Annotated in this window: 15 protein-coding genes; 11 read left to right on the top strand and 4 right to left on the bottom strand. The window is 62.9% G+C overall.

The window, feature by feature from the left end:
* The first annotated feature begins 27 nt into the window (after window positions 1-27).
* The 6 genes from ASD03_RS21445 to ASD03_RS21420 all read left to right on the top strand — a co-directional run bounded on the left by ASD03_RS21445 (window position 28) and on the right by ASD03_RS21420 (window position 5,343).
* On the top strand, window positions 28-1,065 hold the full coding sequence (locus ASD03_RS21445) for an ABC transporter ATP-binding protein (protein ID WP_025428164.1): 1,038 nt from the start codon (window positions 28-30) through the stop codon (window positions 1,063-1,065).
* On the top strand, window positions 1,062-1,916 hold the full coding sequence (locus ASD03_RS21440) for an ABC transporter permease (RefSeq protein ID WP_025428163.1): 855 nt from the start codon (window positions 1,062-1,064) through the stop codon (window positions 1,914-1,916). Before ASD03_RS21445 ends, ASD03_RS21440 begins: the two co-directional genes overlap by 4 nt.
* The gene (locus ASD03_RS21435) at window positions 1,913-2,713 is read left to right on the top strand and encodes an ABC transporter permease (protein ID WP_025428162.1); all 801 of its coding nucleotides are present in this window, start codon (window positions 1,913-1,915) and stop codon (window positions 2,711-2,713) included. The genes ASD03_RS21440 and ASD03_RS21435 overlap by 4 nt, the downstream gene beginning before the upstream one ends.
* Window positions 2,710-3,489, top strand: coding sequence for a carbon-nitrogen hydrolase family protein (locus ASD03_RS21430; protein WP_025428161.1), 780 nt, complete (start codon window positions 2,710-2,712; stop codon window positions 3,487-3,489). Before ASD03_RS21435 ends, ASD03_RS21430 begins: the two co-directional genes overlap by 4 nt.
* 214 nt (window positions 3,490-3,703) lie before the next feature.
* Window positions 3,704-4,657 (top strand): ring-cleaving dioxygenase, encoded by a 954-nt coding sequence (locus ASD03_RS21425; protein WP_057216142.1) that lies wholly within the window; start codon window positions 3,704-3,706, stop codon window positions 4,655-4,657.
* A 122-nt stretch (window positions 4,658-4,779) separates the two neighbouring features.
* Window positions 4,780-5,343, top strand: a complete 564-nt coding sequence (locus ASD03_RS21420; protein ID WP_025428159.1) for an NADPH-dependent FMN reductase — start codon at window positions 4,780-4,782, stop codon at window positions 5,341-5,343.
* 248 nt (window positions 5,344-5,591) lie between these two features.
* Here ASD03_RS21420 and ASD03_RS21415 read toward each other — a convergent pair whose 3' ends face one another.
* Both ASD03_RS21415 and ASD03_RS21410 read right to left on the bottom strand, forming a co-directional pair.
* A complete protein-coding gene (locus ASD03_RS21415; RefSeq protein ID WP_025428158.1) occupies window positions 5,592-7,148 on the bottom strand; it encodes a VOC family protein in 1,557 nt (518 codons plus the stop codon).
* A gap of 95 nt (window positions 7,149-7,243) precedes the next feature.
* Window positions 7,244-8,101 carry an SDR family NAD(P)-dependent oxidoreductase gene (locus ASD03_RS21410; protein WP_057216160.1) on the bottom strand — a complete coding sequence of 286 codons (858 nt, stop codon included), beginning with the start codon at window positions 8,099-8,101 and terminating at the stop codon, window positions 7,244-7,246.
* A 212-nt stretch (window positions 8,102-8,313) separates the two neighbouring features.
* Here ASD03_RS21410 and ASD03_RS21405 point away from each other — a divergent pair, with 212 nt between their 5' ends.
* Complete coding sequence (locus tag ASD03_RS21405; RefSeq protein ID WP_025428156.1) at window positions 8,314-9,069, top strand: Crp/Fnr family transcriptional regulator; 756 nt, start codon at window positions 8,314-8,316, stop codon at window positions 9,067-9,069.
* A gap of 71 nt (window positions 9,070-9,140) precedes the next feature.
* On the opposite strand, the gene ASD03_RS21400 is transcribed toward ASD03_RS21405, so the two are convergent.
* Window positions 9,141-9,653 carry a DNA starvation/stationary phase protection protein gene (locus ASD03_RS21400; protein ID WP_025428155.1) on the bottom strand — a complete coding sequence of 171 codons (513 nt, stop codon included), beginning with the start codon at window positions 9,651-9,653 and terminating at the stop codon, window positions 9,141-9,143.
* 271 nt (window positions 9,654-9,924) lie between these two features.
* On the opposite strand from ASD03_RS21400, the gene ASD03_RS21395 reads away from it, so the two are divergent.
* Entirely contained in the window at window positions 9,925-10,302 is a 378-nt protein-coding gene (locus ASD03_RS21395; protein WP_025428154.1) for a response regulator, read from the top strand.
* A gap of 163 nt (window positions 10,303-10,465) precedes the next feature.
* Here the strand turns inward: ASD03_RS21395 and cysQ are convergent, their stop codons facing one another.
* Complete coding sequence (cysQ, locus tag ASD03_RS21390; protein WP_025428153.1) at window positions 10,466-11,242, bottom strand: 3'(2'),5'-bisphosphate nucleotidase CysQ; 777 nt, start codon at window positions 11,240-11,242, stop codon at window positions 10,466-10,468.
* A gap of 228 nt (window positions 11,243-11,470) precedes the next feature.
* Here cysQ and ASD03_RS21385 point away from each other — a divergent pair, with 228 nt between their 5' ends.
* From ASD03_RS21385 to ASD03_RS21375, 3 genes are all read left to right on the top strand, one after another.
* Entirely contained in the window at window positions 11,471-12,754 is a 1,284-nt protein-coding gene (locus ASD03_RS21385; protein WP_057216138.1) for a sarcosine oxidase subunit beta family protein, read from the top strand.
* Window positions 12,755-12,890: 136 nt separating this feature from the next.
* Window positions 12,891-13,169, top strand: a complete 279-nt coding sequence (locus tag ASD03_RS21380) for a sarcosine oxidase subunit delta (RefSeq protein WP_025428151.1) — start codon at window positions 12,891-12,893, stop codon at window positions 13,167-13,169.
* Window positions 13,166-16,123 carry a sarcosine oxidase subunit alpha family protein gene (locus tag ASD03_RS21375; RefSeq protein ID WP_057216136.1) on the top strand — a complete coding sequence of 986 codons (2,958 nt, stop codon included), beginning with the start codon at window positions 13,166-13,168 and terminating at the stop codon, window positions 16,121-16,123. Before ASD03_RS21380 ends, ASD03_RS21375 begins: the two co-directional genes overlap by 4 nt.
* The last annotated feature ends 3 nt before the right edge of the window (window positions 16,124-16,126 follow it).

The raw sequence follows: 16,126 nt of genomic DNA, 5'->3' as shown, positions 1-16,126 counted from the left end.
GGGAGGGGACTATCCCGCGGAGAGACAATGTCCGGACTCGCCCTTCAAAACGTCGTCAAGGAATTCGGATCCTTCAGAGCCGTCAACAATGTCGACCTCAACGTGCCGCACGGGACGTTCGTCTGCATGCTCGGCCCGTCCGGTTGCGGCAAGACCACGCTTTTGCGCATGATCGCCGGCCTTGACCTGCCGACCGGCGGGGCGATCCAACTTGATGGCGACGACATCACCCATGTGCCGACGCACAAGCGCAATCTCGGCATGGTGTTTCAGTCGCTGGCGCTTTTCCCGCATCTGACCGTCGGCGAGAACATCGCCTACCCCTTGCGCATCCGCGGTGCGGCAAAGGAAGACCAGAAGAAGCGCGTCGACGAACTGCTGTCGATGATCCATCTGACCGGTTATGCCGACAGGCCCGTTGCCAAACTTTCAGGCGGCCAGCGCCAGCGTGTCGCGATCGCGCGCGCACTGGCGATCTCGCCCAAACTTTTCCTTCTCGATGAGCCGCTGTCGGCACTCGACGCCAAGCTGCGCGAGGCGATGCAGGTGGAATTGCGCCAGCTGCAGCAGAAGCTCGGCATCACCACCATCGTCGTTACCCACGACCAGCGCGAAGCGATGACCATGGCCGACACGGTCGTCGTGATGAACGGTGGCGAGATCCGCCAGGCCGCGTCGCCGATCGAGATCTATCGCCGCCCCGCCGACAGCTTCGTCGCCGACTTCATCGGCCAGACCAATCTTCTCGAGGTGCAGGCCGACAGTGCCGGCCGCGTCGAGGTGCTGGGGCAGCCGATTGCCGGCCTTGCATTGCCTGCAGGCGCTTCCAAGGGAACGCTGTCGGTTCGTCCTGAAGATGTGCACCTGACCGCACCCGGTGCCGGCGCACTCACTGGCAAGGTCACCTTTGTGCGCGATCTCGGCGGCACGATCGAAACCTTCGTCGACATTGCCGGCCGGCAGATCGTCGCGGTCTCGACGCCGCGCGGCCGGCCAGACGTCACCGTCGGCCAGGAGGTCGGCATTGCGCTTACCCCCGACGTTTGCGTGGTGTTGAAGAAATGAGACGCGAACCGCCCCAGACCCTTGGCGATTACGCGCCGCTCCTCTTTCCCGCGGCGATGCTGACGATCTTCTTCGTCGTGCCCTTCGGCACCATGATCGCCGTCAGCTTCTTCCAGCGCCAGCAGGGCGGCTTCTACACGCCGGCCTTCGTCTTCGACAATTATGCGCGCTTCCTCTCCGCCTTCTTCGGCGGTGTGCTCGGCTTTTCGCTGCTGCTCGCCATCACCGTGGCGATCTGCTGCGTCGTGCTGGCGCTGCCCTTTACCTACATGCTGACCCGCATGGGACGAAAGGTGCAGGTGCTCTGGCTCGTGGCGCTCCTGTCGATCCTGTCGCTGTCGGAAGTCATCATCGGCTTTGCCTGGTCGACGCTGTTCTCTCGCACGGCCGGCATTACCAACATTCTGGTGGCGCTCGGCATCATGAGCGAGGCGAAGGCACTGACCCCGAGTTTCGGCGCGGTGCTGACCGGCATGGTCTACCAGGCTTTCCCCTATACGGTGCTGGTGCTTTTCCCGGCACTTGTGCGGCTTGACCCGACCCTGACGGAGGCTGCCCGGACGCTTGGCGCATCGCCGCTCAAAGCCTTCTTCACCGTCGTCGTGCCGGCGCTCAGAAACACCATCACTGCAACGCTGATCATGGTGTTCATCTTCGCGCTCGGTTCCTACCTGCTGCCGCAGCTGCTCGGCCGGCCGCAGCATTGGACCCTGTCGGTGCTGATCACCGACCAGGCGATCTACCAGTCGAACATGCCTTTTGCCGCGGCCATGGCGGTGTTCCTGGTGCTGGTGACGCTCGGGCTCGTGGCGCTGACCGTGATTGCCGGACGCAAGGGAGAAGCGGTATGACCTCGATCTTCCGCAAGGCCTACTTCTTCCTGATCGGGCTCTTCCTGGCGCTGCCGCTGATCGTCGTTGCCGGTGTATCGGTCAATGCCAAGCAGACGCTGGCTTTCCCGCCACAGGGCTTTTCGCTGTCCTGGTACGGCGAGATCTTCCTCAATCCGGAATGGCGCAGCGCGCTTTTCGCCTCCGTCACGCTGGCGTTGCTGTCGGCGGCCCTTGCCGTTGCGATAGCGTTGCCGCTGGCCTGGTTCCTCTGGCGCCGGATCGCGCCCTGGGCCAATATCTTCCAGTTGCTCGGCGTCGCGCCCTTTACGCTGCCGCCCGTGATCACCGCGCTTGGCATGCTCACCTTCTGGGCAACGGTCGGCTTCTACGGCCAGCCCTGGACGGCGGTCGTCAGCCACGCGATCTTCTTCGTGACGCTGCCGCTGGTGACGTTGTCGCTCGGCTTCACCGCGATCGACCGATCGCTGGTCGAGGCAGCCGCGACCATGGGGGCCGATGAGCGCACGATCTTTCGCACCATCGTCCTGCCGCTGATCCTGCCCTATATCGTCTCGGGCTACGCGTTCGCCTTCGTGCTTTCGCTCAACGAATACATCGTTGCCTACATGACCGTCGGCTTCACCATGGAAACGCTGCCGATCAAGATCTTCAATGCGCTTCGCTACGGCTACACGCCGACCATGGCGTCGGTGACGATCCTGTTCGTCACTACGGCCGCCGTGATCTTCGGTCTCGTTGCCCGTTTCGGCGACCTGCCGAAGCTTTTGGGCGCCATGTCGTCGGACGGAAAATGATGAAGCTCGCCGCGCTCCAGATGCAATCGGCCTGCGGCGATGTCGCCACCAATCTCGACCGCCTTGCGCGGGCGGCGAAGGAGGCGGCTGCGAGAGAAGCGACGCTGCTGATGACGCCGGAACTCGGCCTTACCGGGTATGGCGCGGGGGGGGCGATCCGCGATCTCGCCGAGCCGGCGGATGGACTGATCGTCCGGCGCCTGGCGCAGATTTCGCGGGAAAGCGGCATCGCGCTGATCGCCGGTTTCGCCGAACTCGATGGCAACGACATCTATAACAGCGCCGTCTATGTCGATGGCGATGCGACGCCGACCGTTTACCGCAAATCGCATCTCTACGGCGACTACGAGCGGTCGCTGTTTAGGGCCGAAAAACCGTCGACACGGCTGTTCGCCCACCGTGGCGTCACCTGTGGCATGCTGATCTGCTACGATGTCGAGTTTCCTGAGAATGTGCGCAGGCTGGCATTGGCGGGTGCCGAAGCGGTGCTGGTGCCGACGGCGCTGCCGGCCGGATGGTCGGGCACCTTCATCACCGACCACATGATCCAGACGCGCGCCTTCGAGAACCAGGTCTTCGTTGCCTATATCAACCATTGCGGCTCGGACCCGATGTTCTCCTTTGCCGGCCTCTCGCGCATCGCATCGCCGGACGGACAGGTGCTGGCCAAGGGTGACGCCGGCCACGAGGCGCTGATTTTTGCCGACATCAATCCGGCGAGCTTCGCGATCTCGCGGCTGGAAAATACCTATCTCGGTGATCTCAATCGCACGTAGGCTTCTCCGGTTTGGACGATCGTGGAAACGCTCTGTCTCCTAGTTTTACGCATTTCCTGACGAAGAACTGCTTCGCGCTTTTCCTGGAAATGCTCCGAGGTTGTGCGGAGATCGTTCACTCCAGAAGAACATTGCGTTCTACATTGTCCACTTTCGCAATCGCCGTGCCGCCCCATATTGTGCTCAACAGAAAAGCCACGCATTGGAGGCAATCATGAGTTTGCAACTGACGGGTATTCACCATCTGACGGCAATCACGGCGAACGCGCCGGAGAACCTGCACTTCTACACCAAGGTTCTCGGGCTGCGCCTGGTCAAGAAAACCGTCAACCAGGACGATACAACCGCCTATCACCTGTTTTACGCCGACGGCAAAGCGAGCCCGGGAACGGACCTGACCTTCTTCGACTGGCCGGTCGGACGCGAAGGCCGCGGCACGCACAGCATCTCGCGCACCGGCCTGCGGGTCGGCAGTGCCGATAGTGTTCGCTGGTGGAAGGGTCGCCTCGACGAGATGAAGGTGACCGCCGGCGATGTGCGCGAAATCGACGGCCGCATCTCTCTCGACTTCGAAGACGGCGAAGGCCAGCGTTTCCGGTTGATCGACGACGGCGGACTTTCACCCTCGCACCCCTGGGAAAAGAGCCCGGTTCCGGCCGAGCACCAGATCAAGGGTCTTGGGGCCATCACCATCAGCGTGCCTGATATCACCAACACCGAGCTGGTGCTGACGCAGGTGATGAACATGACCGAGGCAAGACGCTATCCGTCGCCGGATGGCGAGGGCCAGGTGCATGTGTTCTCGATGGGCGAAGGTGGTCCCGCAGCCGAACTGCATGTGGCCGTTCAGCCCGGCCTGCCGCCCGCCCGCCAGGGTGCCGGCGCGGTGCATCACGTCGCCTTCCGGGCGCCGGATACAGATGCGCTGACGGCGTGGACGGAGCGCCTGCAGGGCTTCCGCCTGCCGTCGAGCGGTGAGGTCGAACGCTACTATTTCCGCTCGCTCTATTTCCGCGAGCCGAACGGCGTGCTGTTCGAGATCGCCACCGACGGGCCGGGGTTTGCCGTCGACGAACCGATGGAAACGCTTGGCGAAAGCCTGTCGCTGCCGCCGTTCCTGGAGCCGAAGCGGGCCCAGATCGAGGCACGGCTGAAGCCGCTGGAATAACGATCAAAAGCAGAAAGCCGGGGCTCGTCCCCGGCTTTTTCGGTTTTACATCCCCCTGATCCCATTGGCTTTCCCGTCGCATCGACCCATGATGGCGGCAACAAGCAGCAAAGGGTCAGATCATGGTGAAAATCCTCGGCATTTCAGGAAGCCTCAGGAAGGCGTCGTTCAACACAGGCCTGATGAAGGCTGCCGCGTCAGCCTCGCCCGATGGTGTCGAATTCGGAACCGCGACGCTGCATGGCATTCCGCTCTATGACGGCGATGTCGAGGCCAGGGACGGCATCCCCGAGGCCGTTACCGCGCTGAAACAGAAGATCATGGCAGCCGACGGCGTGATCCTGTTCACACCCGAATACAACAATTCGATGCCGGGGGTTTTCAAGAACGCGATCGATTGGTTGAGCCGGCCATCGGCCGATATCGCCAAGGTGTTTCGTGGGCGACATTTTGCGCTCGCAGGTGCGTCGCCGGGCAATTTCGGCACGATCCTCAGCCAAAACGCCTGGCTGCCGGTCATGCGTACGCTCGGCGCCGAGCTGTGGTCGGGCAAGCGGCTGATGCTGCCGCGCGCGGAAAGCCTGTTCGATCAGGACGGGCTGCTGACGGACACGGACGCGAGCGACCGTCTGCGCGCCTTCGTCAAGGCTTTCGCAGACTTTGCTGCGGCAAAGAGTGGGAATTAAGGGCTTCAGTCCTGAGGGGACACTTGTCTAGCCTCCCACGAGGTGGCGAAAGACCGAATTTTGTCATCCTCTGGCTTGACCCGAGGATCCATCTGCGCGCGCACCGTCGGTGCAACGTGGCTCAAAGCCTTGAGGCCGTGGATGCTCGGGTCAAGCCTGATGCTCGGGTCAAGCCCGAGCATGACGGAGAGAATGGAGGGTGCGCCTGCTACGCTGCCAACGCGAACTCTTCCTTCGTCCGCGAGCCCTCAGACGCTGTTTTCTGTCAGCCATTGCTGGATGGCAGCGATATCGGGAGCGCCGATTTCATGCCCCATGTCGAGATCGATGGCCGTGAGCCTGGCGCCGGTCTTCTCCAGCTCAGTTTTGAGGCGCGGCGCAAACTGGCCGTAGCCGTCGCTCTTGCCCGTCAAAAGCAGGATGTTCGTGCCGGCGAGATCGGGCGTCGGCATATCGTCGAGAACCACCATCGAGCGCATCAACACCACCTGCCGGATCAGGCCTGGATGCAAGGTCATCAGCGCGCCCAGCAGGTTGGCGCCGTTGGAATAGCCGATGAAAACGGCCTTTGAGAGATCGATACCGTAGCCATCGCGCGCGCCTTCAAGAAAGGCCGCAAAGGCGTCGGCCTCCGAGCGCGCATCCCTCTGGTCGAAGGTGGTCGAGGAATAGCGCCGGAACCAGCGCGGCGAGCCTTCTTCGGTGGAGCGACCGCGAACGCCGAGCAGCGTGGCGTCGTGATCCACCTGATGGGCGAGGTGCAGAAGCTGCGTCTCGTTGCCGCCGCTGCCGTGCAGGAGCACGAAGGTGCGGTCGTCGGGCGTCTCCGGATGATAGAAGCGATGAACGAAGGGCAGGTCCCGCTCCGCCAGGCGCGGCTCCCCCGGCAGCGCGAACTGCGGCAAGCTGACCAGCGTTTCCGCAGTGCGGTCGGCAAAATGGGCGGGGATGAACAGCTCCGTGCCGAGCGTCTCCTTCGGCTCGTCGACGGTGAAGCCGGGCTTGTCGGTTGCAAACTCGTAGAGCGAGCCGCCGGGTTCGCGGACATAAAGCGAATAGAAGTATTTGCGGTCGTGGGCGTTGATGACGCCGGCATCGTCACGTTTGAGGTCGTCGCGGACCTTCAGAACGGTTTCCTTGTCCGGGGCGCGAAAGGCGATATGGTCGATCGTGCCGGTGCCGGGTGCCGATGTCCAGAAACCGGTGGCGTCGCGCACGTCGATGATGTCGCCCGATTGCGAGGTGAAGCGGCGGATCGTGTCGGTGGCGCCGGTTTCGCTATAGCCGAAGTGCTCCGCGAGAAAACGGGCGGAGTCGGCCGGCTGCTCCGTCAGGATCGTCGCTCCGCGCAGGCGCCGGATCGCGTCTGCCTGGGGAATGTCGCGCGTGCTCCATGGTGCCGCTGCCGAAAGCGCATTGGTTCCCACGAGCTTGACGATGACGCCGTCGGGATCCTTGAGCCGCAGCACCGGTTCGCCGAATTCCTGGGCAGGACCGGAAATCTTGATGTTGTACTGGAGCGCCCGCGTCAGCCAGAAGCCGATGCTTTCCGGCGCGATGGCAAAGGCGATCTCGCTTGGCTGGCCGTGGCCAACGCGGCCGGGTGCGCCGTCCTCCCACATCAGGAAGGTCACAAGCGAGCCGGGGGAGCCCTCAGCGTCGCCGTAGAAGAGATGGAGCTGGGTGGCATCCTCGTAGCCGCCGGTTCGCTTTACCAGGCGCAGGCCGAGGAAGCCGACGTAGAAATCGACGTTCGCTTGCACCTTGCGAGCAATCAGCGTGATGTGGTGGATGCCGCTCGTCATTTTTCGTCTCCCGAGATGATGCGCTCACAAACCACATGCGGATCGCTGGCGCCAGAACCGCGGCGGAGAACGCTGTGTTCACGTGGGCGGAAAAGTCAGCTCCGCTCCTTGGCGAGGAAGGCCTTGAAGGCGTCGGCATAATCCGGGTGCCAGCGCGACAGCGGCGGCCGGTTCTCGACGATGTCGCCGGCTGCCCACAGAATACGTTTCTCGTCAGTCGACCGGATCACGTCGTTGTCCGGGCAGAGGATGTAGAAGTCGCCGCGCTCAAGGCTTTCCATCATGAAGTCTACTGTCTGATCCGGCGTCCAGGCGCCTTCCGGTTTTTCCGTGCGGCCACTTGCGGTCAGCGACGTGTAGACGAAGCCGGGGATGAGCAGATGGGCGTGGACCTGGCCGCCGGCGATGTTGCGCAATTCATGTTCCAGCGCCTCGGTGAACGCCTTCACGCCGGCTTTTGAAACATTGTAGGCGGGGTCGCCGGGAGGCGTGGTGATGCCCTGCTTCGAGCCGGTGTTGATGATGACGCCCGGCTGGCCATGGGCGGTCATGTGCGAGGCGAAGACGCGTGAACCGTTGATGACGCCCCAGAGATTGACGGCGAGTACCGCCTCCCAGTTTGCCTGCGGGCCGAATATCGCGCTGCCGGGCTGAATGCCGGCATTGTTCATCAGCACATGGACTGGCCCGAAGCGCGCGCGGGCGTCGCGCTCCAGCGCTTCGATCTCTTCAAGGCGAGAAACGTCCGCCGGGATGGCTGCAACATAGTCCGTGCCCTGCGACGACAACTCTGCGACCTCGGCTGCAGCTCGCGTCAGGCGCTCGTCGTCGAGATCGGCGAGTACGACACGCATGCCGAGCCGCGCGAAACGGCGGGCGCTGGCAAGGCCGATGCCGGAAGCGGCGCCGGTGACGACGGCAAGGTGATCGGGGGCAAAGGCGGGGTGAGACATGGCGGAAGCTCCAGCGGTCAGGATCGAACGCAAGAGATAGGGCGCAAGGAGGCGCCTGTCCATCACTGTGGTCCGTTGCGCCTAGCGTTGAAGCGCCTGAAATCTATCCGTTTTCAGCACGCCAAACCTTGTCACCCCGACCGGGCACACTAGTTCCGATAAGAACCATCGGTAGCCAGAGTGGCCTGCCGCAACAGGTATCGGATGGATTGATGGCAGGAACGGCAACCCGCAACGACAAACGCATCCCATGCGAAAGCTGTCCCTTGCGCAAGCTCGATCATTTCCGGGCATTCACCGCGGACGAGCTGGCCTTCGTCTCACAGTTCAAGACAGGGGAACTCGCAGTCGACGGCGGGGCGACGATCCTGGTGGAAGGCGCACACAGCGCCTATCTCTTTACCGTGCTGAGCGGTTGGGGATTTCGCTACAAGATGCTCGACGACGGGCGCCGGCAGATCCTCAACTACATCATGCCCGGCGATCTCGTTGGACTACAGGGCAGCCTCATGGGGGAGATGCAGCATTCGATCGAGGCCCTCTCGCCTGTCACGCTCTGCGTCTTCGAACGCGGCAAGCTCAATCGGCTCTATAGCAGCTATCCTGATCTCGCCTATGACCTGACCTGGATCGCCGCGCGCGAAGAGCGCATCCTCGACGAGAACCTCTTGAGCATCGGCCGCCGGTCGGCGCTGGAACGTGCCGCCTATCTCATCGCCTTTCTCTATCAGCGTGCCAAGGCGTTGGACCTCTTCAACGGCAGCCGCGTGGCGATCCCGATTACGCAGCAGCACGTGGCCGATACGCTCGGCCTCTCGATCGTCCATACCAACAAGACACTGAAGAAGCTGGCCGAGCGTGGCATGATCCGCTGGGCGGACAAGGGCTGCAACGTTCGCGATATCGACGGCCTGCTGACGATCGCCGGCTGGGAAGGTTTCAGCGAGGCCAAGCGGCCGCTGATCTGACGCTTCGGTCTGGACTGATATGCAAGAAGCCCCGCCGGACGGCGGGGCTCGGTGACACCGTTCATCGGTCGTCAGGCGGCGACGATCGCTCTCAACATCCACAGCGCCTTCTCATGGAAATTGAGCCGGTCGGTCAGCATGTCCGTCGTCACCAGGTCGCCGTTGTCGTCGGCCTTGGTGCCGGCGTCGCGCATGCGTCGGGCCGCAGCCTCGTGGTCGGCAATGAGGTCGGCGACCATCTCGGCGGCGGTCGTGTGGTTCACCGAGGCGCTGGTCGGCGCAAACTGATTGGCCTCGCCAAGCTTTGCCGGCGCCAGGTGCCCCAGCGCGCGGATGCGCTCGGCGATGATGTCGGTGGCCTTGAACAGTGTGTTGTAGTGTTCCTCGGTCAGTTCATGCAGCGGCTTGAACAGCGGACCGACGACATTCCAGTGATAGATGTGGCTCTTGATGACAAGCTTGTACGTGTCGGCGAGAATGTCGGAGAGCGCGGCCGCCATCTGCTGGCGATAGGCCTTCTTCAGCCCGATGTCGAATTCCTCGTCCTTGACCTTCGGTTTCAGCACGGAGGCTGCCTGTGCCATGATCTTTCTCCAATCCGTTTCGGAAATTCATCCTGAGTATCGAGACGCGGCCGCGAATGCAGCTTTCAGCCGGCGATGCGCCGCTTCCTATTGAACGCCCCCCAGCGCGCCTTGTTCCTTCGCTGGCGCGGGTAGAGATGCGACAAAATCGCTGGGGGTGCCCGACATGTCTTTTTTAAATGCCGGGTGGGTTCGCGGGGTCTATAGATCAAGGTTGAATGCGGCGACCGCTTCTGCGGCCGGCGCATGGTTCTCGCGAAAGGTGGACCGAATGCCAACGATCGAGATTCCACCGTCGATCAGAACAGTGCTCGTTCTGGAAGACAATTTCATCATCGCGATGGATGCCGAAGAAATCCTGAAATCGATGGGTATCAGCGATGTCCAGATCGCCGCCAACGCCGATCAGGCGATGAAGCTGATTGCCGCCCAGTCGTTCGATTTCATCATCCTCGACGTCAATCTCGAGGATGAGACCAGCTTTGCGGTAGCGGATGCGATCCTCGCCCGCGGCTTGTGTTTCGGCTTTACCAGCGGCTACGGCGACGCGGAGATCTTCCCGGCGCATCTGCGGGGTATCCCAAGGATCGACAAGCCATTCAACGAGAGTTCGATCGGCAACCTGATCGCCACGGCCACCAGGCGGTGAGGCGGCTAGAGCCGTAGCCTCGGTCTCTTAATCTCGCCGGGTTCTGCATCAAGCCACCGGCTGAGAGCGGCGGTGGCGATGGTGAAATGACATCGCGTGGCGGCGAGGCGTTACCGGTCTCACGTCCATATCGTAATGACGCTCGTTCTGGCCGATTCCGGCCTCAGGTCTTGCCGCGGGAGACGAACCAGGGATTGGCAAAATCGCTGTCGCTCGTCTGATTGCGTTTGCCATAGGTGAGCGGCGTGCCTTCCATCGTCAGCGTCTCGCCGCCGGCCGCGCGCAGGATGGCATCGCCGGCGGCCGTGTCCCACTCCATCGTACGGCTGAAGCGCGGGTAGACGTCGGCAAGGCCGTCGGCCAGCAGGCAGAACTTGAGCGAGGAGCCGACGGCCTCGTAGTCGGTGATCCCATGTTCGGCGAGATAGGCAACGGTCTCGGCACTGTTGTGCGAGCGGCTCGCAAGCGCCACCAGCCGATCGCCGCGACTGCGACAGCCGATCACGGTTTCAGGTCCGACGTGAAAGGCTTCGGAGACCACTGCTTTCAGTGCCTTGCCGCCGGCGGCGGCGTAGAGGATGCCGAGTGCCGGAGCGTAGACGACGCCGGCAACTGGCGCGCCGTTTTCGATCAACGCGATGTTGACGGTGAAGTCGTTGTGGCGGCCGATGAATTCCTTGGTGCCGTCGAGCGGGTCGACGAGAAAGAATGACTTGCCTGAGATGTCGGGGATGGAGCCGGCCGCGACCGATTCCTCAGCCACGACGGGAATGTCAGGAAAGGCGGCGGCAAGATCGGCCAGGATGATGCGCTCCGCACACGCGTCGGCGTCCGTCACGGGCGAACAGTCGGGCTTGTAGGTCACTGCCGGGCCGGCGTTGTAGATGTCGAGGATGGCGCGCCCGGCGGCGATCGCGGATTTTTGCAGAATGTCGAGCATTGCCTGTCGTCTTTCGGGCCTTTGTCGGGCCATACCACACTCAACGACAGAAGTTGCCCATAGTTTTAGACGGTTCCTACGAAATGTCGTGTCGCAGGCGCCGGTTACGCGAGTTTTCGTGCCTTGCGGCAAATGGCCGGCTTGATTTTTGCAGCTGCGAGAAGCTTGCATCTTTGCTCCTCGCGCCGGCTGTGCAAATGTGCCGACGCAACTGAACTGGATGACTTCATGCGTTATTCCGCATACTCGATCGTCAGGAACGCCCTTTCCGGAAACCTGAACTGGAAACCGCAATGGCGACAGCCTCAGCCGAAATCCCATTATGACGTAATCATTGTCGGTGGCGGCGGCCATGGTCTTGCGACCGCCTACTATCTCGCCAAGGAATTCGGCGTGAAGAACGTCGCGGTGCTCGAAAAGGGCTATCTCGGATCGGGCAATGTCGGCCGCAACACCACGATCGTGCGCTCCAATTACATGCTGCCCGGCAACGAACCCTTCTACGAATTCTCGATGAAGCTCTGGGAAGGGCTTGAGCAGGACCTGAACTACAACGTCATGCTCTCCCAGCGCGGCGTCATCATGCTTTACCACAGCGACGCCCAGCGCGACGCCTATGTCAGGCGCGGCAACGCGATGTGGATGGAAGGGGTTGCGGCCGAGTTGATCGAGCGCGAACAACTGAAGAAGATGATCCCCTTCCTCAATTATGATCATGCGCGCTACCCGATCCTCGGGGGCCTCCTGCAGCGGCGCGCGGGCACCGCCCGCCATGACGCCGTCGCCTGGGGTTATGCGCGCGGGGCGGACCAGCACGGCGTCGACATCATCGAGCATTGCGAGGTGACCGGCATTCGCCGCGAGAATGGCGTCGTCACCGGGGTGGAAACGTCAAAGGGCTTCATCGGTTGCGGCAAGCTGGCGCTGGCAGCGGCCGGCAACTCCTCGCGCGTCGGCGAGATGGCCGACCTGAAGCTGCCGCTCGAAAGCCACGTGCTGCAGGCCTTCGTGACCGAGGGGCTGAAGCCGTGCATCGATCACGTGATCGTCTATGGCGGCGGACACTTCTATATCTCGCAGTCGGACAAGGGCGGACTGGTCTTCGGCGCCGAGATCGACGGTTACTCCTCCTATGCCCAGCGCGGTAATCTAGCGACGGCCGAACATGTGATGGAGGAGGGGGTGTCGATGATCCCCGGCCTGTCGCGCGTCCGGGTGCTGCGCGCCTGGGGCGGTGTCATGGACATGAGCATGGATGGATCGCCGATCATCGACCGCACCTCGATCGACAACCTCTACCTCAATTGCGGTTGGTGCTACGGCGGCTTCAAGGCGACGCCGGCCTCGGGCTACTGTTTCGCGCATCTCATCGCCAGGAACGACACCCACCCGGTGGCGCGCGCCCTGCGGCTCGATCGTTTCGCGCGGGGCTATGCGGTCGACGAGGCAGGGGCCGGGCCGCAGCCCAACCGCTTTCAAGTGGAATCACTGAAAGCGGATAAGATGCTCTAGAATCAAAGTGCTAGAGCGTCCTTTGTGCGTTCATCTGAACGCACGGCGCTCTAGATCGGCGCGAGCCGGATGACGACCATCCGGCTGACCAGGAATATTGAGGGAGCTGTGTTGAGGCTCCAGGATACGGAAGACAATGGCAAGCCTGATCACCTGTCCCCATTGCGGGGTCCGCCCGAAGGAAGAGTTCGCAATCCGTGGCGATGCGTCGGTCATTCGGCCGGCGCCTTCAGCCTCGGATGAAGCCTGGCATGACTATGTCTATGTGCGCGCCAACCCACGCGGCCGAACGGTAGAACATTGGCATCATGTTGCCGGCTGTCGCCGGTTCCTGGTTGTCGAACGCGACACGGTCACCCATGAGGTCTATTCGGCTGTCGACGGTGCGGCCGCGGCGCGTGAGGCGCAGCGATGACCGCTTATCGCCTGTCCGCCGGCGGTCTTGTCGATCGCAGCAAAGTGCTGAGCTTCACCTTCGACGGCAACCCGCTGCGCGGCTTTGCCGGCGATACGCTTGCCTCTGCCTTGCTTGCCAACGACCAGATGCTGGTCGGCCGCAGCTTCAAGTACCACCGGCCGCGCGGCATCGTCAGTGCCGGGCCGTCGGAGCCGAACGCGCTCGTGACCCTTGGTTCGGGCGCCCGCAGCGATCCGAATACCAAGGCGACGGTCGCCGAGCTCTATGCCGGCTTGACGGCGAAGAGCCAGAACCGCTGGCCATCGCTCGGGTTCGATGTCTGCGCGGTCAACGGCCTGCTTTCGCCGTTTCTCGGCGCCGGCTTCTACTACAAGACCTTCATGTGGCCCCGCCAGCTCTGGGAAAAGCTTTATGAGCCGGTGATCCGGCGGGCCGCCGGTCTCGGGCGGGCGGTGCTGGAACGCGACCCCGAGAGCTATGAAAAATCCTGGGCCTTCTGCGATTTGCTCGTCGTCGGCGGCGGACCGGCGGGTCTGATGGCCGCCTTGACGGCCGGTCGCGCCGGGCTTCGCGTTATCCTGGCGGATGAGGATTTTCGCCTCGGCGGATCGCTGCTGTCGGAAACCGAAACGGTTGACGGTGCGTCGGCGCCCGCGTTTGCAGATCGTGCCGTCGCTGAACTGAAGTCACTCGAAAACGTCACGCTTCTGCCGCGCACCACGGTCTTCGGCTGGTATGACGACAATGTCTTCGGTGCGGTCGAGCGCGTGCAGAAACATGTGGCCGAGCCATCGACCAAGCTGCCGACCGAACGCGTGTGGCGCATTGCCGCCAAGCGCGCTCTGCTGGCGACCGGCGCTGAAGAGCGGCCGCTGGTGTTTGGCGGCAATGATCGCCCCGGCGTGATGATGGCCGGCGCCGTTTCGACCTACGCTAAGCGTTATGGCGTTTCTGCCGGCAAGTCGGTTGCAATCTTCACCAGCGGCAGCAGCGGCTATCGCACGGCTCGCGACCTGTCGGCGAAGGGCGTTGCGGTTTCGACTATCATCGACAGCCGACCGGAGACCAACGATGTCGCACCCGATGGCGTGCGGGTGATCCGCTCCGGCTCGATCGTCGACACCAGGGGCAGGAGGCGGCTGTCGGGCATCGTCGTCGAGCGCTCGGGCTTTGAGGAACTGATCGCCTGCGATGCGCTTGGCATGTCCGGTGGTTGGAGCCCGGTCATTCATCTCGCCTGCCAGCGCGGCGCTCGGCCGGTGTGGTCGGATACCCTTAACGCATTCGCAGCACCCGATGTCGGCAATGCCCTTCGGGTCGCTGGAGCGGCCAATGGTGTCTACACGCTTGCCGGCTGCCTGCGCGACGGTGCCGAGAAGGCGACTGCGATTGCCTCAGAGCTTGGCTTCAACGCGGCCGCAGCACTGCTGCCGGTGACTGAGCCCGAGGTTGAACCTTCGTTTGCTGCTGTATGGTATGTGCCCGGCGCCAAGTCGAAGGCCTTCGTGGATTTCCAGAACGATGTGCACGCGAAGGATCTCGGTCTCGCGCTGCGCGAGGGTTTCGGCCATGTGGAGCACGCCAAACGCTATACCACCAGCGGCATGGCGACCGACCAGGGCAAGCTTTCCAATATCAATGCGGTCGGCATTCTCGCCGGCATGCGTGGGGTGAGTCCGGCCGAGGTCGGCACGACCACGTTCCGGCCGTTCTACACGCCGGTCTCCTTCGGTGCGCTGGCGGGGACATCCCGCGACAGCCACGCGACGCCGACCCGCAAGTCGCCGCTACACGAATGGGCGAAGAAGCACGGCGCGACCTTCGTCGATTCCGGCCTCTGGTTCCGCTCGGCCTGGTTCCCGCGCGCCGGCGAAAAGACCTGGCGCGAAAGCGTCGACCGCGAGGTCCTCAATGTTCGCGCCAATGTCGGGCTCTGCGATGTGTCGACGCTCGGCAAGATCGAGGTTTTCGGAGCTGACGCGGCGGAGTTTCTCAACCGGCTCTATTGCAACGCCATGCTGAAGCTGCCGGTCGGCAAGGCCCGTTACGGATTGATGCTGCGCGAGGACGGCTTCGTCTTCGACGACGGCACCGTGAGCCGGCTGGCGGAGGACCACTTCTTCGTGACGACGACCACTGCCATGGCCGGCGCGGTCATGTCCCACATCGATTATTGCGCGCAGGTGCTGTGGCCCGATCTCAAGGTCAGGTTCTGCTCGTCAAGCGATCAGTGGGCGCAGATGGCGATTGCCGGCCCGAAGGCGCGCGATGTGCTGCAGCAACTGGTCGACGAGGATATCTCGGAAACGGCTTTCCCGTTCCTGTCGGCACGCGCAACGGCGCTTCGCGGCGGCATCCACGCCCGGCTGTTCCGCATCTCATTTTCCGGCGAATTGGCCTTCGAACTTGCCGTTCCCGCCGGTTACGGTGAAGCGGTTGCCGAGCAGATCATGGAGGCCGGGCGAGCGCATGATATCTGCGCCTACGGTGTCGAGGCATTGAACGTGCTGCGGCTTGAAAAGGGGCTTCTGACTCATGCGGAATTCGACGGCCGCGTGACACCCGACGATGCCGGGCTTGGGCGCATGTTTTCGGCGCAGAAACCCGATTTTATCGGCAAACATCTGTCCGCACGCTACGGCCTGACGGCGGCAGACCGTATGCAGCTTGTCGGGCTGAGGCCGGTGGACAAGGACAAGGACATGCGTGCCGGCGCTCATCTTCTGAAAGAAGGCATGAAGCCGTCGACGCTCAACGATCAGGGCTGGGTCAGCTCCGCCGGCTATTCGCCGGTTTTGGGGCAGCACATCGCGCTTGCCTTCCTCAAGTCCGGGCGCGAGCGCTACGGCGAAAAGATCGTCGTCTGGGACAAGCTGCGCGATCACGAGGTCATCGCCGAGGTCTGCGACCCGGCGTTCGTCGATCCCGAAAACAAGAAGCTGAAAGCCTGAGGA

The organism is Ensifer sp. Root127 (genome assembly GCF_001425225.1).
Lineage (GTDB): Bacteria > Pseudomonadota > Alphaproteobacteria > Rhizobiales > Rhizobiaceae > Ensifer > Ensifer canadensis.
The sequence above is the reverse complement of the archived record's forward strand: the minus strand, read 5'-3'. Positions and strand labels throughout refer to the sequence as shown.

Excerpts from the sequence above, each read along its gene's own strand:
- ASD03_RS21445 (WP_025428164.1), top strand. The coding sequence starts at position 28 with ATGTCCGGACTCGCCCTTCAAAACGTCGTCAAGGAATTCGGATCCTTC.
- ASD03_RS21440 (WP_025428163.1), top strand. The coding sequence starts at position 1,062 with ATGAGACGCGAACCGCCCCAGACCCTTGGCGATTACGCGCCGCTCCTC.
- ASD03_RS21435 (WP_025428162.1), top strand. The coding sequence starts at position 1,913 with ATGACCTCGATCTTCCGCAAGGCCTACTTCTTCCTGATCGGGCTCTTC.
- ASD03_RS21430 (WP_025428161.1), top strand. The coding sequence starts at position 2,710 with ATGATGAAGCTCGCCGCGCTCCAGATGCAATCGGCCTGCGGCGATGTC.
- ASD03_RS21425 (WP_057216142.1), top strand. The coding sequence starts at position 3,704 with ATGAGTTTGCAACTGACGGGTATTCACCATCTGACGGCAATCACGGCG.
- ASD03_RS21420 (WP_025428159.1), top strand. The coding sequence starts at position 4,780 with ATGGTGAAAATCCTCGGCATTTCAGGAAGCCTCAGGAAGGCGTCGTTC.
- ASD03_RS21415 (WP_025428158.1), bottom strand. The coding sequence starts at position 7,148 with ATGACGAGCGGCATCCACCACATCACGCTGATTGCTCGCAAGGTGCAA.
- ASD03_RS21410 (WP_057216160.1), bottom strand. The coding sequence starts at position 8,101 with ATGTCTCACCCCGCCTTTGCCCCCGATCACCTTGCCGTCGTCACCGGC.
- ASD03_RS21405 (WP_025428156.1), top strand. The coding sequence starts at position 8,314 with ATGGCAGGAACGGCAACCCGCAACGACAAACGCATCCCATGCGAAAGC.
- ASD03_RS21400 (WP_025428155.1), bottom strand. The coding sequence starts at position 9,653 with ATGGCACAGGCAGCCTCCGTGCTGAAACCGAAGGTCAAGGACGAGGAA.
- ASD03_RS21395 (WP_025428154.1), top strand. The coding sequence starts at position 9,925 with ATGCCAACGATCGAGATTCCACCGTCGATCAGAACAGTGCTCGTTCTG.
- cysQ (WP_025428153.1), bottom strand. The coding sequence starts at position 11,242 with ATGCTCGACATTCTGCAAAAATCCGCGATCGCCGCCGGGCGCGCCATC.
- ASD03_RS21385 (WP_057216138.1), top strand. The coding sequence starts at position 11,471 with ATGCGTTATTCCGCATACTCGATCGTCAGGAACGCCCTTTCCGGAAAC.
- ASD03_RS21380 (WP_025428151.1), top strand. The coding sequence starts at position 12,891 with ATGGCAAGCCTGATCACCTGTCCCCATTGCGGGGTCCGCCCGAAGGAA.
- ASD03_RS21375 (WP_057216136.1), top strand. The coding sequence starts at position 13,166 with ATGACCGCTTATCGCCTGTCCGCCGGCGGTCTTGTCGATCGCAGCAAA.